This is a genomic window from Paraburkholderia sediminicola (genome assembly GCF_046027355.1).
Taxonomy (GTDB): domain Bacteria; phylum Pseudomonadota; class Gammaproteobacteria; order Burkholderiales; family Burkholderiaceae; genus Paraburkholderia; species Paraburkholderia sediminicola_B.
Genome location: NZ_JAQQEK010000005.1, coordinates 303,214 through 318,827, shown reverse-complemented (window position 1 = coordinate 318,827; position 15,614 = coordinate 303,214). Strand labels below are relative to the sequence as shown.

Annotated in this window: 11 protein-coding genes; 5 read left to right on the top strand and 6 right to left on the bottom strand. The window is 65.5% G+C overall.

Annotated features, from left to right (window positions below; translation table 11 throughout):
• Positions 1 to 447 precede the first annotated feature (447 nt).
• The 3 genes from panS (at position 448) to fumC (ending at position 4,765) form a co-directional block, all read left to right on the top strand.
• Positions 448 to 1,407 (top strand): ketopantoate/pantoate/pantothenate transporter PanS, encoded by a 960-nt coding sequence (gene panS / locus PQR42_RS11660; protein WP_408385794.1) that lies wholly within the window; start codon positions 448 to 450, stop codon positions 1,405 to 1,407.
• A 322-nt stretch (positions 1,408 to 1,729) separates the two neighbouring features.
• Complete coding sequence (locus PQR42_RS11655) at positions 1,730 to 3,349, top strand: phospholipase D family protein (protein WP_408385792.1); 1,620 nt, start codon at positions 1,730 to 1,732, stop codon at positions 3,347 to 3,349.
• A gap of 15 nt (positions 3,350 to 3,364) precedes the next feature.
• Positions 3,365 to 4,765, top strand: coding sequence for a class II fumarate hydratase (fumC, locus tag PQR42_RS11650; protein ID WP_408385790.1), 1,401 nt, complete (start codon positions 3,365 to 3,367; stop codon positions 4,763 to 4,765).
• A 141-nt stretch (positions 4,766 to 4,906) separates the two neighbouring features.
• Here the strand turns inward: fumC and PQR42_RS11645 are convergent, their stop codons facing one another.
• The 4 genes from PQR42_RS11645 to PQR42_RS11630 all read right to left on the bottom strand — a co-directional run bounded on the left by PQR42_RS11645 (position 4,907) and on the right by PQR42_RS11630 (position 8,454).
• A complete protein-coding gene (locus PQR42_RS11645; RefSeq protein WP_310814291.1) occupies positions 4,907 to 5,413 on the bottom strand; it encodes an acyl-CoA thioesterase in 507 nt (168 codons plus the stop codon).
• Between the two features lie 271 nt (positions 5,414 to 5,684).
• Positions 5,685 to 6,914: a GlxA family transcriptional regulator gene (locus PQR42_RS11640; RefSeq protein ID WP_408385788.1), complete on the bottom strand. Its 1,230-nt coding sequence runs from the start codon at positions 6,912 to 6,914 to the stop codon at positions 5,685 to 5,687.
• Complete coding sequence (locus PQR42_RS11635; RefSeq protein WP_408385786.1) at positions 6,914 to 8,179, bottom strand: MFS transporter; 1,266 nt, start codon at positions 8,177 to 8,179, stop codon at positions 6,914 to 6,916. Before PQR42_RS11635 ends, PQR42_RS11640 begins: the two co-directional genes overlap by 1 nt.
• A 137-nt stretch (positions 8,180 to 8,316) precedes the next feature.
• A complete protein-coding gene (locus tag PQR42_RS11630; RefSeq protein WP_408206879.1) occupies positions 8,317 to 8,454 on the bottom strand; it encodes a hypothetical protein in 138 nt (45 codons plus the stop codon).
• 361 nt (positions 8,455 to 8,815) lie between these two features.
• Here PQR42_RS11630 and PQR42_RS11625 point away from each other — a divergent pair, with 361 nt between their 5' ends.
• Both PQR42_RS11625 and PQR42_RS11620 read left to right on the top strand, forming a co-directional pair.
• The gene (locus tag PQR42_RS11625) at positions 8,816 to 9,529 is read left to right on the top strand and encodes an ArsR/SmtB family transcription factor (RefSeq protein ID WP_408206881.1); all 714 of its coding nucleotides are present in this window, start codon (positions 8,816 to 8,818) and stop codon (positions 9,527 to 9,529) included.
• Positions 9,530 to 9,711: 182 nt separating this feature from the next.
• Complete coding sequence (locus PQR42_RS11620) at positions 9,712 to 12,474, top strand: DUF6600 domain-containing protein (protein ID WP_408385785.1); 2,763 nt, start codon at positions 9,712 to 9,714, stop codon at positions 12,472 to 12,474.
• A 108-nt stretch (positions 12,475 to 12,582) separates the two neighbouring features.
• On the opposite strand, the gene PQR42_RS11615 is transcribed toward PQR42_RS11620, so the two are convergent.
• Positions 12,583 to 13,554: a thymidylate synthase gene (locus PQR42_RS11615; RefSeq protein WP_408206885.1), complete on the bottom strand. Its 972-nt coding sequence runs from the start codon at positions 13,552 to 13,554 to the stop codon at positions 12,583 to 12,585.
• Positions 13,555 to 13,808: 254 nt separating this feature from the next.
• Positions 13,809 to 15,203 (bottom strand): sigma-54 dependent transcriptional regulator, encoded by a 1,395-nt coding sequence (locus tag PQR42_RS11610; RefSeq protein ID WP_106283797.1) that lies wholly within the window; start codon positions 15,201 to 15,203, stop codon positions 13,809 to 13,811.
• Between the last annotated feature and the right edge of the window lie 411 nt (positions 15,204 to 15,614).

Below are 15,614 nucleotides of genomic sequence, written 5' to 3'. Positions count from 1 at the left end.
TTAGATGCGTGTGCTGGCCGCGCCCGCTGGGTCGCAGGGCAATCACGCGAGAAGCTGCGCCAGCGGCGCGGTCCGGCAACGCACGGCTCGTTGTCAGCCAAATCCGCGTGAAGCTGAACCTGCAACGCGGTGCGGCCACACTCGGCGCACCGCCGCCCAACCCCCGTCGAACGATGCGCGCCTAGTTGCGCGTGCAACCATAGAGGCACGAGGAATTCGCCGCAAACGGTAAAATATCGCGTTCCGGCGTAGAGACGCGCACCCGCGCCCTACGCCGACAACCCGCTCGCGCGCCTCAAAAAGGCCAGCGCCGCCCGAAGGCTCATCACCCGCCATCAAGGCTTGCCGCGCTCACGCGGCAGACTCCCGACAGTGCGCCACCATCGGTGGCGCACCGCTCGACCGCCCCTGCTTCTCGCGATAAAACATAACCAAGGACCACCCGTCATGCTTGCCCGCGTCACCCGTCTTTTCCCGCTCTGGGCCGTGCTCGTTTCGATTGCCGCGTACTTCTCGCCCGCGTCGTTCTCCGGCATCGCGCCGCACGTCACCGCGCTGCTGACAATCATCATGCTGGCGATGGGCGTCACGCTCTCCGTGGCCGATTTCCAGCGCGTCTTCACGCGACCCGCGCCTGTGATCGCCGGCATCGTGCTGCATTATCTCGTCATGCCGCTCGCCGCCTGGGTGATCGCCAAGGCGTTGCGCATGCCGCCGGATCTCACCGCCGGCATGGTGCTGGTAGGTAGCGTGGCAAGCGGCACGGCGTCGAACGTGATGATCTATCTGGCACGCGGCGACGTCGCGTTGTCGGTGACGATCAGCGCGCTGTCGACACTCGTCGGCGTGTTCGCGACGCCGCTGCTCACGCGTCTGTATGTGGACGCGTCGATCGCCGTCGACGTGCACGGCATGCTGATGAGCATTCTGCAGATCGTCGCGTTGCCGATCGTGGTCGGCCTGATCGTCAATCATCTGTTCGGCAAGGTCGTGCGCAAGATCGAACCGATCCTGCCGCTAATCTCGATGGTCGCGATCGTGCTGATCATCGGCGCGGTGGTGGGCGGCACGCAGAAGAGCATCGCGTCGGTCGGCCTCGTGGTGATGCTGGGCGTGGTGCTGCATAACGGCATCGGTTTGCTCGGCGGCTATTGGGGCGGCCGTCTGCTCGGTTTCGACGAAGCCGTGTGCCGCACGCTCGCGATCGAAGTGGGCATGCAGAACTCGGGTCTCGCCGCGACGCTCGGCAAGCTCTACTTCACGCCGATCGCGGCCTTGCCCGGCGCGTTGTTTTCGGTGTGGCACAACCTCTCGGGTTCGCTGTTGGCGGGGTACTGGGCAGGACGTCCCGCGAAAGGCTCCACGCATGTGGATGGCGAGCGGGCGTTGAACGCCGAACGCGGGTAACAGACACGCCGCGCGTGTCGCGATTGCTTCACGATCCCGACGCGCGCTGCCTGCACGATCGGCATTCAATAGCAGCTTCTGCCGGTGCGTCCACGACGTCTCGGCAGAGCCCGCAATGCACGCCGCCGAACGCGAAAGGCCCATCGCCGAGACCGTGTGCAAGAACAAAAATCCATCAGCCTGATTCCCCTTAGAATGCATTTCTCGACAGCGTGAGTCGCTCACCCGCTGTCGCCATGAGAAGCCTGCAAACTAGGGGAAAAGCGTGCCGTCGCATCAAGATCAAAGCTGGGCCGCACTGCAGCGCACGTGCGCGTCCAGCATGCCCCGAAGGAAGTCCCCTTGGGGGACCACGAGACATTTCTTCCTGCTGTGCTGCGCAACGGCATTTTTGACTGCCTGCGCGACCAGACCGCCCGCCACCGCGTTCGACCGTCAGGTTACCCACGCACTCCCCGTCACGGAAACGACTCCGCTGCACACGGCGCTCGCGCCGCTCGAAGCGGCACATCCGGGTCAATCCGGTTTCCGGGTTCTGGCGAGCGGCACTGACGCCTTGCAGATGCGCATCGCACTTGCGCGCGCCGCGACCAAAACGCTCGACATGCAGTACTACATCGCCAACGAGGACGCCACCGGCAAGCTGCTGCTCGGCGCCGCGCTCTATGCGGCCGATCACGGCGTGCGGGTGCGCATGCTGGTCGACGACCTGAACTTCAAGGACATCGACCAGGTGATGGCGGGCTTGAACTCGCACGACAAGATCGAGATTCGCGTCTTCAATCCGTTCGGCAGCGCGCAGGAAGGCGTGTTCGAACGCACCACCAACGTGTTCACGCAGATCGGCCATTTCACGCGCCGCATGCATAACAAGGCGATGATCGCGGACAACCAGATAGCGATCGTGGGCGGCCGCAATCTCGGGGACGAATATTTCAGCGCGAGCGAAACGCTGCAGTTCCGCGATCTCGACGTGCTGGCCGCCGGCCCGATCACCGCCGACGTCTCCGCAAGTTTCGACGACTACTGGAACAGCAGCATCGCCTATCCGCTGCGCGTGCTGAACAAGCAGAAGTTCGACGCGAAGGAACTGGACCAGACGCGCGACGACTTGCGTCAGCACTGGCGCACCAACGCCGATCCGTACAACGCCAAGCCGCTGAACGCCACGCCGCTCGCCTCGCAGATCGCCAACGATCAGCTCGGTTTGACCTGGGCGCCGGCCGAGTTCAAAGCGGACTCGCCGGATAAGATCGTACATCCGTCGCCGGATTATGTGAGTCCGCCGATGCAGCGGCTCGGCGAATTGATGCGCGATGCGCAGAAGGACTTCCTGATCATTTCGCCCTACTTCGTGCCGCACGATACGGGCGTCAAGGCGGCCGGCGAACTGACGCATCGCGGCGTGCGCATCGCCGTGCTGACCAATTCGCTCGCCGCCACCGACGCGGTCGCCGTGCAGGCCGGCTACAGTCCGTTTCGCGTACCGCTGCTGAAACAGGGTGTCGAGTTATACGAATTCAAGCCGCAGCAGAACACGCCGAGCGCGGGCCTTGCCGGCTCGCATTCGCGCGCCAGCCTGCATGCGAAAACGTATGTGATCGATCGCAAGATTCTGGTGATCGGCTCGATGAACCTCGACCCGCGTTCGGCCAATCTGAACACCGAACTGGCGCTGGTGATCCACAGTCCGCCGCTCGCCGAACAGGTCGCGCAGATCTTCGAGCGCGCCACGGCGCCCGAGGAAAGCTATCGCGTCACGCTCGCCGACGACGCGCAACTCGCCTATCTGCGCTCGATCGGCGCGCCACTCTCGCCGCTCGTGTGGACCGACGTCGATAACGGCGCGCGCCGCACCTACATATTCGATCCGCAGGCCGGTTTGTACCGGAATGCGCTAACAGGTCTATTCTCCCTATTGCCCGTCAACGCAGAACTTTGAACAGCGGAGTGGAACATGACAGAAGATGTACGAATGGAGCGTGACACGTTCGGCGAGATCGCCGTGCCGAACGCTCGTCTATGGGGCGCGCAGACTCAGCGCTCGCTGCAGAATTTCCGCATTTCGACCGAGAAGCAATCGCCTGAACTGATCACCGCGCTGGCCGTCATCAAGCGCGCCGCCGCCGAAGTCAACCTGGGCCTCGGCGTGCTCGACGAAAGCAAGGCGAAGGCGATCATGCAGGCCGCCGACGAGATCATCGACGGCAAGCATCCGGATGAATTTCCGCTCGCCGTCTGGCAGACCGGCTCCGGCACGCAGACCAACATGAACCTCAACGAGGTGATCGCGAATCGCGCGAGCGAGCTGCTCGGCGGCGAGCACGGCGAAGCGCGCAAGGTGCATCCGAACGACGACGTGAATCGCGGCCAGTCGTCGAACGACGTGTTTCCGACCGCCATGCACGTGGCCGCGGCGTATGCGATCGTCAAGCATCTGCTGCCGGCGCTGAAGACGCTGCGCGATACGCTCGACGGCAAGGCGAAGGCTTTCGTCGACATCGTCAAGATCGGCCGCACGCACTTGCAGGACGCCACGCCGCTCACGCTCGGTCAGGAGTTTTCAGGCTACGTCGCGCAACTCGAGCACGGCATTCGTCACGTGGAGTCGGCGCTGCCGCATCTGTACGAACTGGCGCAGGGCGGCACCGCGGTCGGCACCGGTTTGAACGCGCATCCGCAGTTCGCTGACAAGGTCGCGGCGGCGATCGGCAAGCAGACCGGTTTGCCGTTCGTCTCGGCGCCGAACAAATTCGAAGTGATGGCCGCGGCCGACGCGCTGGTGTTCGCGCATGGCGCGTTGAAGACGGTGGCGGCGAGCCTGAACAAGATCGCCAACGACGTTCGCTGGCTGGCGAGCGGCCCGCGCTGCGGCCTGGGCGAACTGTCGATTCCGGAGAACGAGCCGGGCAGCTCGATCATGCCGGGCAAGGTCAATCCGACCCAGTCCGAGGCGTTGACGATGCTGTGCTCGCAGGTGTTCGGCAACGACGTCGCGGTGAATATCGGCGGCGCGAGCGGCAACTTCGAACTGAACGTGTTCCGGCCGATGATCGCGCACAACGTGCTGCAATCGGTGCGCCTGCTCGCCGACGGCGCGCACAGTTTCAACGACAACTGCGCGGTCGGCATCGAGCCGAATCACGAGCGCATCGATACCTTGCTCAACGAATCGCTGATGCTGGTGACGGCGCTCAATCCGCACATCGGCTATGACAAGGCCGCGAAGATCGCCAAGAAGGCGCACAAGGAAGGCACCACGCTGAAGGCGTCGGCGCTCGCGCTCGGCTTTGTCACCGAGCAGCAGTTCGACGAATGGGTGCAGCCGAAGGATATGGTGGGGAATTCGGCGGGTTGACCGACTGCGTAATCACGCACGGGTGGCGGCCGGCTTGGCAGCGAGCCAACGCGCTCCCTCCAGGCCAGCGTGATTCGAACAACAGCGGGCCGCGCGGATATCAGCTTCGCGCGGCCCGCGAGCGGCGCCTGCGGGCGTCGCTCAAACCTTCCCCTGCGCCACTTCTTCCGGCTTCAGTTCGACGATCGCGTCGAGCGCTTCCTTCACGTCGATCGCGTACCTGGCGAGGCGCTTCTGTTCGTCCGTCTCCGGCACGAAGGCCGGCACGGGCACTGGCTGGCCGTTCTCGTTGACGGCGACCATCACGATCAGACAATCCGTGGTTTGCAGCAGCTCGCCGCCCTTCGGATCGCCCGCCTGCACCGACACATGAATGTGCATGCTGGTGCGGCCCGTGGCCACGACCCGCGCGCGCAACTCGACCAGGTTGCCGACCAGAATCGGCCGGCGAAAGCGGATATTGCCCACGCTGACCGTCACGCAATAGCGACCGGACCACACCGCCGAGCACGCGTACGCGGTCTCGTCGATCCACTTCATCAACGCGCCGCCGTGCACCTTGCCGCCGAAGTTGACCGAGCTCGGCTCGGCCAGAAAGCGGAAAGTGGTTTCGGAACGGTCCAGCGGCGCTACGGGAGGGGTGCTCATCTTGACTCCGGTCAATCGGATGCATTGAAAGGAGGCGATTATACGAGCGCAATATTGGCCCGTCGTGGGTGGGATGCGGCGGGCGGGAGAAATCCGGTGGGAGCGCGGGTTTTGCTTTCGGGAAGCTTTCGTTTTGCGTTCGCGCGACGTTTGCCTCGGCAACTTCGGAGGCGGCCTCGCCTCGACGCGCTTTCGTTGCGCGTGCGTTCAATTCGCCTGGAGAATCTCGGAGCCGGCCTCGCTCCGAGGCGCTTTGCTTGTGCGCGCGCGTTCAGCTCGCCTCGGCAATCTCGGAAGCGACTTCGGCAATAGCTCCGCTTCGCGGCGCAACCGCCGACATGAAGCGCTCGCGATAATCGAGCGGCAGCACGCCGAAACGTCGCAAAAACGCCCGCCGCAAGTTCTGTTCGCTGCCGAAGCCGCAGTCGAGGGCGATCCGCTTGAGCGGCCGGCGCGATTCGGCGAGCGCACGCGACGCCGCTTCGAGCCGCAGCGCCGAGACGGTTTTAGCCGGCGTGCGGCCGACTTCGTCGACATAGCGCCGCGCGAAAGTGCGCGGGCTCATCCGGGTTCGCTCGGCGAGCCGTTCGACCGACAGGTCGTCGCGCAAGTGCGCCGCCATCCAGCTATGCAATGCCTCGAACGGGCCGTTCGCCGAGGCCTGGGCCGCCAGCGCCGCACTGTACTGCGACTGGCCGCCGGGCCGCTTCATGAAGACCACCAGCCGCCGCGCCGCCTGCATCGCGACCGCATGGCCGACGTCCTCCTCGATCAGCGCCAGCGCCAGATCGATGCCCGCCGTCACGCCTGCCGAGGTCCAGACCACGCCTTCGCCTTCGTGGCGCCCGGCATCGCGGATAAAGATCGGATCCGCATCCACGTGGACGTTAGGAAAGCGGCGCGCGAGGCGCGGGGCGTCGCGCCAGTGCGTGGTCGCGCGGCGGCCGTCGAGCAGCCCCGCCGCCGCCAGATAGAACGCGCCGGTGCACACCGAGCATACGCGCCGCGCACGCGACGCATGGCGACGGATCCAGGCGACGAGTTCCGGCTGCAAGCTGCAGTGTTCGTCGATCGGGACGCCGGGAATGATCAACGTGTCGATCGGTTGGTCGTCGAGTGAATCGAGCCGTTCGGTGACGATCGGCAGGCCGGGGAAAGTCTGAAGTATGCCGCCGTCGATCGACGCGACCGTCGTGCGGTAAGCCACGGGCTGTGGCGCGCTGCGACCAAAGCTCGCCGCACTGGCCGAACTGGCTGAACTATCCGAATTAGCCGAACTGGCCGAACTGTCCGAACTGTCCGAATTTGCCCCACTGCTCGATATACCCGATCGGCCCGCGTCGCGGGCGACTCCCTCGCCACTGTCCACGGCTTGGGCGACACTCGCTCCCGCCATCCCGGCGACTGTCAACTCCGCGCGCCAGAACGCCTCCAGCGGCCCGCAAGCGTCGAGCAGCACCAGATCCGGTGCGACCGCGAAAACGATATGACGCACCGCCATCAGGACACCTCCGCGGCTAACCGCCGCTTACGCGACCACGCGTAGCCGAGCGTAGCCAGCGCCGCCGCCGCGAGCAGCGGAAAAATCGCGACATTGATCGTCGCCCAGCCGAAGCGCGCCAGCAATTGGCCTGCAAACAGAGAACCCAGCGCGGAAAACGCGAACGTCGTGAATTCGCTGGTCGCCTGCGTCTTGGCGCGCTCCGACGGCCGGTACGACTGCGCGAGCAACGTCGAGCCGCCGACGAACATGAAATTCCAGCCCACGCCGAGACAGGCGAGCGCCGCGTAGAAATGCGGCAGATCGGTCGACCGCAAGGCGAGCACACCGCACAGCGCCGACAGCGCAATGCCCGCGCCGATCACCTGCAGCACGCCGAAGCGTTTGATCAGCCGCGCGGAAAAGAGCGACGGCGCGAACATGCCGACCAGGTGCCACTGGATGATCGCCGCGCCGTCGCCGATCGTGTGGCCGCAGGCGACCGCGGCAATCGGCGTCGCGGTCATCACGAACATCATCACGGCGTAGCCGAGCGCATTGTTGGCGAGCGCCGCCGCGAAGATCGGCTGCCGCACGATCTCGCCGAGCGGCCGCGCCGCCTCGTGAGTCGCCGTCGTGCTCACGATGGGCGCCGCGTCGCGATACAGGAGCGCCAGCAAGGCAATCGATAAAAGCCCGAAGCCCGTCACCAGCGCATACGAACCCGCGAACGCGACCGGCGCCAGCCAGTCCTTGCTCCACGCCGCAAGCAGCGGCCCGCAGACGGCGGCCACCACGCCGCCCGCCAGCACGGTCGAAATCGCGCGGCTTTTGTCTTCGACGCCGACCGCATCGGCGGCGGCGAGCCGGTAATACTGCGCGAACGCCTGGAACACGCCGACCGTCGCCGTGCCGGCGCAGAAGGCCCAGAAACTGTGATGAAAGATCGCCCAGACCGAAACCGCGCCGCCGAGCGCGCCGACGCCCGCGCCGAGCACGAAGCCCGCGCGCCGGCCGACGCGCGCCATCAGGAACGACGCGAAGATCGTCGTGAGCGCCGCGGCGACGGTGATTAGCGAGAACGGCAGCGTGGCGAGCGCCTTGTCGTCGGCGAGCGTGTAGCCGACCAGACCGGTTAAGGTCAGATCGATCGATACCGATGAGGTGTACAGCGCCTGGCAGACAGCCAGCACGCGCGCGGCGCGCCGGTCGTGCGGATCGGAGTCGCGCAGGCCGGTCGAATGGGTGGGAACGGGGGAAGCAGCAGAAGCGGCGGATGGCGGCATCGAAAGGTCCCAGACTGCGGAAGTGAGATGACCTGATCGTCACATGAGCGTCGATGGCAGAGATGACAATGATGCATCAATTTCTGCCAAGCGTGACGAATCGCTGACCGCCGTCTGTCGAGGTGCTCGCCAGCCGCCTATTTGCGGACGGTGATGCCTTCGTCGATTGTGCCGTACATCGTGATACTACCGGTGCCCGCGCCCGAACCGCCGCCGCCTTGTGCGCATGCACTGAGCAGCAACGCCGTGGCAACGACGGCCAGAAGAGTTTTCATGACAGCATGTTTCCTGCTAGGACAGGTTTCGATTCTAGCCTGGCGGCCGTGCGCGGCACCTAAGCTCGGCATGCATCTCCGGCGGCGGTCCTCCGCGACACCCAAGCTCGGCATGCGCCACCGGTGGCGGCTCTGCGCGCCATCAAAGCGCGGCTTGGATCAGCGGCAGCGGCTCTGTCCTGCGCCCGTCGCCAAAGCGCGGCTCTCGGGCGCCTGCGCTCATCAGCGCTGCGCGCCACACCTGCCGTGTTTTCGTAGCTGCTGCACTCGACAGTTCACGCTAAGCTGAAACATCGAATCGCGCAGCCCGATACAGTGGACTGCATGGCGCCTTAACCGCGCCGCCCTCTGGAGACGTCAAATGCCCGCCATCCTCGCAGACGAACAGAACCACTTTCCCGGCTTGAGCCGCATCGGCGCGTTGCTCGCCGACCCCGGCCGCGCCGCCATGCTGTGGGCGCTGATGGACGGCAGCGCCCGCCCGGCCGGCGAACTGACGATCATCGCCGGGCTCTCGCCATCGGCGGCCAGCGCCCATCTCGCGCGCCTGACCGACGGCGGCCTGCTCGCGCTCGAAGTGCGCGGCCGGCATCGCTATTTCCGGATCGCGTCGCCGGATATCGCCGCGTCGATCGAAGCGCTCGCCAACGTCGCGCAGGTCAGCGCACCCCAGCGTCCGGTACCGCGCCCCGTGCGCACCGTGCCGCTCGACATGCGTTACGCGCGCACCTGCTACGACCATATGGCCGGCGAATTGTCGGTGCGCGTGTTCGAGCGGCTGGTCGAACGCGGGCTGCTGACGCTGCACGGCACGTCGCTGGAAGCCACCGCCGACGGCGCCGCCCGCCTCGCCGACTGGGGCATCGACATGTCGGCTCAGAAGAGCCGGCGCCGCCGCTTTGCCTGCACCTGCCCCGACTGGAGCGAACGGCGTCCGCACCTGGGCGGCGCCCTCGGCGCGGCGTTGCTGGATTCGTGGACGTCGCATGGCTGGGTGGAGCGCGCCGAGCGGCCGCGAATCCTGCGCATCACGCCGGCCGGTCATCGTCATTTCGATGCGTTCCTCGCCGCGTGAGGCGCGCCTGACTGCCTGATGCGGTTACGGGAATTCGGCAATCCGCTTACGAATCGCCTTATCGAGACCTTTTGTTACACGGTGGTGAGGCGGCCTTACAAAAGTGGGGGCCTTGAAACAAACGCCGCGGGTACAGTGACTGCACGGATGCCGCAAGATGCCGCGTCCGTCGGAGCCAAATCATGAGAACAGTCACCCCACACCGCCCTTCGAACCGCCGGGTTGTCGGCTATACGCTGATCGCAGCCGCCACGTTCCTCCTTGCAGGCCAGACCACCTTCGCTCAGGAAAGTCAGGAGGCGCCGCAGAACGCCGCCGCCACGCAGAACACCGATCCGCCCGGCCGCGTCGCGCGCCTGAACTACACGGCGGGCGCCGTGACCACCGAACCGGCTGGCGCCACGGACTGGTCGTACGCGCAGATCAACCGCCCGCTCACCACCGGCGACCAGTTGTGGAACGATCAGAACGCGCGCTCGGAGCTGCACATCGGCTCGACCGCGGTGCGCCTCGGCCCATCCACCAGCCTCGATCTGCTGAATCTCGACGACAACAGCGCCCAGCTCAAAGTCGCGCAGGGCACGTTGTCGGCGCGCGTGCGCGAACTCGCGCCGGGCTCGTCCTATGAAATCGATACGCCGAATCTCGCGCTCAGCCTGGACGGTCCCGGCGACTATCGCGTCGACGTCGCGCCGGACGGCAGCAGCACCACCGTCACCGTGCGCAGCGGCGGCGCGACGGTCTACGGCGACAGCGGCCAGGTGCCGGTCGCGGCCGGCCAGCAGATCCGCTTCGGCGGCACCAACCTGCAACAGGTCGCCGACAACGGCGCGCCCGGTCTCGACGGTTTCGATCAGTGGGCCGCCAGCCGCGACGCCGCGGAAGACCGCTCGGTGTCGGCGCGCTACGTGTCGCGCGACATTCCCGGCTACCAGGATCTCGACGCCAATGGCACGTGGCAAAGCACGCCGCAATATGGCGAAGTGTGGGTGCCGCGCGGTACGCCCGCTGGCTGGGCGCCGTATCACGACGGCCATTGGGTGTGGCAGGCGCCGTGGGGCTGGACCTGGGTCGACGACGCGCCGTGGGGCTTCGCGCCCTATCACTACGGCCGCTGGGCTCAGGTCGACGACACGTGGGCGTGGGTGCCGGGACCGGTCGCGGTCAGCGAGCCGCCGGTCTACGCTCCGGCACTCGTCGCCTTCGTGGGCGGCGGCGGCGGCGGCGTGAACTGGGGTGTGGATCTGGCGATCGGCGGCACGATCGCGGCCGGTGTCGCGTGGTTCCCGCTCGGCCCCGGCGAGCCGTGGCATCCGCATTGGGGCGGTCACGATCACTGGAGCCCCGGCTACTACAACCGCGTCAACAACTACAACCACAACGTGAATGTGACCAACATTCACAACACGTATATCAACTACCGCGCGCCGGGCGGCGTGACCGCAGTGCCGGCGACAGCCTTCGTGCACGGCCAGCCGGTCGGGCGCTTCGCCCAGAAGGTCGATCCGCGGCAATGGCGCAATGCGCGGATCAACCCAGGCGGCCCGGGAATCGCGCCGGTGCGGGAGAGCTTCGGGCCGGGCCAGCGCAATGCGAATTACCGCCCGCCTGCAGCGGTGATGACGCGGCCTGTGGTGGCGACGCGTAGCCCCGCGATGCCGGCGGCTTACCACGACAGTCTCGCCCAACGCTTCGCGCAAAGCGGCGGACGGGTGCCGGGCGCGGGTCAGCCTATCGTGCGGACCTCGGTGCCGGCGCACATGGCGGGCGGCCCGAGCGCGCTGCCAGTGCAGAATGTGCGGCTCGTGCAGTCGCATATCGCCGGACGTGCGCCGGGCATGGCGCCTGGCGCGCCGGTTGTTGGACCTAACGGTATGCAACAGCAGGCCGGACAGCGGCCGGGTGAGGCGCCGCATGGCGGCGAACCGCAAGCACGGCCGGGCATGCCGCCGGGTGGACCGGGCGCCATGCAACAACAAGCCGGGCAGCGGCCGGGTGAAGCACCGCATGGTGGCGAACCGCAAGCGCGGCCGGGTACGCCGCCGCAGATGGTCAACCAGCGGCCACAGCCTGGTGAGATGGGACATCCGTCGAACGGTGTTCCGCGTCCGCCGCAAGCGAACCTGGGCAATCCGGCGGCGATGGCGCAGCAGCAGCGCGGTATGCCGCAACAGGCGGGTCAGCCGCCGGGTGTGAACCCCGGTGTCAACGGGCGTCACGAGCCGGCCTGGACTCAGCCGCACACGCCGATGGCGCAGCAGGCACAGCAAGCACAGCAGCATGGCGGTCCGCAACCGCAAGCGGGACGGCCAGAGTTTGTGCAGCAGCCCGGTGTGCAACAGCACGGCGCGCCGCGTCCTGTGGAGAACCCGGCGATCCAGCAACAACAGCAGCAGGCGCGTCAGCAGGAGGTTCGGCCGCAGCCACAGCCGCAGGCCCAAGCCCAGGTGCAACGGCAGCCTGAGCCGCAGGCGCCGCGTCCGGCGGAAATCCAGGCGCAACAACAACCGCGTCAGGAATATCATCCGCAGCCCGTCCAGCAGCCGATGCAACAGCCGCGTCAGCAACAGGCGCAGCAACAACCTCGGCCGGAATTTAATCCACAGCCGCAGCAGCCACGTCCCGAGCCGCGTCAGCAGCAGGCGCAGCAACAACCTCGGCAGGAATTTAATCCACAGCCGCAACAGCCACGTCCCGAGCCGCGTCAGCAGCAGGTACAGCAACAACCTCGACCGGAGTTTCATCCGCAGCCGCAACCGCAGCCACGTCCCGAGCCGCGTCAGCAGCAGGCGCAGCAACAACCTCGGCAGGAGGTTCATCCGCAACCGCAACCGCAGCAACAGCCGCGTCCGCAGCAGGTTCAGCAGCCACATCCTCAAGCGCAGCCGCAGCATGGCGAGCAGCATTCGGGCGGCGGCAACCGCGACGAACATCACAAAGGCTGAGCGCCTCCCGCCTGTGAGTTGGCAGGAAGCATAAAAAAACCGCCGCGATTCGCATCGCGGCGGTTTTTCTTTGTGCGGGCCCGGGCCGCTTACCGACCCGGCCGACGATCAAACGGCCATCGGCGCCGTGAGCGGCTCGTGATGCCGGTAGCCAACCAGCGAGAAATCCGACGGCTCGATCTTTTCGAGCCACTCCGGCTCATACACGCCGGTTTTCGCATACTCCGGCACGCGGTCCGAAATCGCGAAAGCTGGGCTTTCGTACGGCTCACGCTTGAGCTGCTGCTGCAACATGTCGAGCTGATTCTCGTAGATATGCGCGTCGCCGATGAAATAGGTGAACCAGCGCGGCGTGTAACCCGTCAGACGACCGACCAGATGCAGCAACGCCGCGCCTTCGGTCAGATTGAACGGCGTGCCGAGACCGACGTCGTTGCTGCGGATGTACAGGCACAGCGAAATCTCCTTGCTCACCACATTCGGCAGGAACTGATACAGCAGATGGCAAGCCGGCAGCGCGATCTGATCCAGCACCGCGGGGTTCCAGGCATGAAACAAAATGCGCCGGTCAGCGGGGTTCTGCATGATCGTGTCGAGACACTGGCGCAACTGGTCGATCGCCTTGTACAGCAGGATTTTGTTGCTGCCGTCTTCTTCGAATTCGGTCACCACCTGGAAGCCGCGTGCGGTCGCATCGGCAAGCTGAGCGCTCGCGTTCGCGTCCAGCACCTTGTAGGCCGGCCACTGGCGCCACTGCACGCCATACACGTCGCCGAGATCGTCCGGACCCTGACGATACGGATTGGCGAGCCACTGCGGATTCTGGTTGGCGTTCGCGTCCCACACCTTGCAGCCGAGGTCGCGGAAATCCGCGGCACTGCGCGAGGCGCGCAGGAACCCGACCAGTTCGCCCACCGCCGATTTGAACGCCAGCTTTTTCGTGGTGACCGCAGGAAAGCCTTCCTGAAGGTCGAAGCGCAACATCGCCCCCGGCATGCTGATGGTGCGGATGCCAGTGCGGTTCTCCTGCCACGTGCCGGTGTCGAGAATCGTGCGGACGAGGTCGAGGTATTGTTTCATGCGGGTTCCTTCGACGGGACGCTGACCGGGTCGATCCGGGCGCCACGGAGATTGAGCGGAAAACCCGATTTTAACAAGCGCGGCCGGTCGACGCCCGGTCATGGCGCACGGCATCGAAAATATCGAGGGAAAAGGTGAAGCGAGGTGGTGCGAGCGGATGAGATAAAGCCAGCCATAGAACCGCTTAACGCACGCTGGACGAACCGCTGAAATCGTTTACCGGCCCACGAGACCCGCGAGGCTCGTCAAACGATTTACAGATGCGGCACCGAAGCCGGCAATTCGCCGTGCGGCGTGGCGAGCGGCTCCCCTTCCATGTGGCGCATGCCATGCGAGCACAGCAGCCGGTACAACGTGACGCGCGAAATGCCGAGTTCCTGCGCGGCGTCGCCGAGACGCCCGCGGTGACGCAACAGCGCCAGTTCGATCGCCTGACGTTCGGCCGCTTCACGCGCCTGCGCGAGCGACACTGGCACGATCTCCACATATTCCGCGAGTTCGAGATCGCGCGCCGTGATCGCGCGGCCTTCCGACATCACGATGGCGCGCCGCACGCGGTTGATCAGCTCGCGCACATTGCCCGGCCAGCCGTAGTTATGCAGCGCCGCGATCGCGTCCGGTGCGAAACCGCGCAAGCGACGGCTCGCATCTTTCTTGAAACGCTCCAGCATGTGCCGCGCGAGCAGTTCGATATCTTTGCCACGTGCACGCAGCGGCGGTTCATCAATTTGCAAAACGCACAGGCGGTGGTAAAGGTCGGAACGGAACCGTCCTTCGATCATCGCCGCCGTCATATCCACGTGCGTGGCCGAGATGATGCGCACATCGACGTCGATCGCGCCGTGGCCGCCCAGCCGCTCCACCTTGCGCTCCTGCAGGAAGCGCAGCAGGCTCGCCTGGCTTTCGAGCGGCAGGTCGCCGATTTCGTCGAGAAAGAGCGTGCCGCCGTTCGCCGCTTCCACCCGGCCGATCTTGCGTTGATTGGCGCCGGTGAACGCGCCACGTTCGTAGCCGAATAGTTCGGATTGCAGCAGATGCGGCGGAATCGCGCCGCAGTTGATCGGCACGAACGGCGCATTGCGCCGCGCCGAGCGTTCGTGAATCGCGACCGCCGTCAGTTCCTTGCCGGTGCCCGATTCGCCCGAGATGAATACCGGTGCGTCGGTCATCGCCACTTTGCGGATGGAGCGGAACAGCGCGAGCATGGCGTCGCACGAGCCGACCATTTCGCCTTCGGCGCCTTGCGATGCATCGTTGGAAGCCGTTTCGCCGAGGGAAATCATGCCGTAGGCATGACCCACCGAATCGACGATCCTGTCGCCCGAATACGGCACCGTCACGTAGTCGAAACAGTAGTCGCGCACGAGCCGGCGCAACGCGGCGTCCTGCAATTGTCCCGGCATGGTGGCCGCGACCCAGCCGACGTTCGGCATGGTCAGGCAGGATTCGAAGGCGGCGATTTCGTGTGGCTGAAATTCGCTAGACAGATCCAGCAGGCCGCCCGCCGCCATTCCGGCGCGAACCGCCCGGCGCACGTCGCGCGCCGACCCTACGACTTCCACATGCCAGCCGCGCTGGTGAAACCGAGTATTCAGCTCCGCGCTCGGATCGCGCGAAACGTAAATCAGTTGCCGCGTTGCGGGTTCCATTATTCAGATCCTCTCGTCAACGAACGTTAAGGATGACGCACGCACCTGAAACAAGTTCAGACACGCTGACTCATTCGGGATTCGCGATATGGCAAAAACCGAACGGCCATTCCATTCCGTGCGGACAGCTGATCCCCAAGAAAGCGGCGTGTGTGTTTGAGACGGCCCGTTAGCGGGCTTTTTTAAATCTGAAGCTCTTTTTCGAGAGCTTACTATACGCGCGCCGCTTGGAAAACAATTATGCGAATTTAATCGCGCACTCCTTACCCAGTGCCGCTCCGCGGGCGATAAACAGTTATTCAGCCGACGAATAAATCATTAGTGGAAGCGCTTTTCCTGGCGTAGACCCCAAGGTAGTTCGTACCGGCCAGATTAACGAATTACAGGTATTTCCTGCTCGCCGTTTCAGCG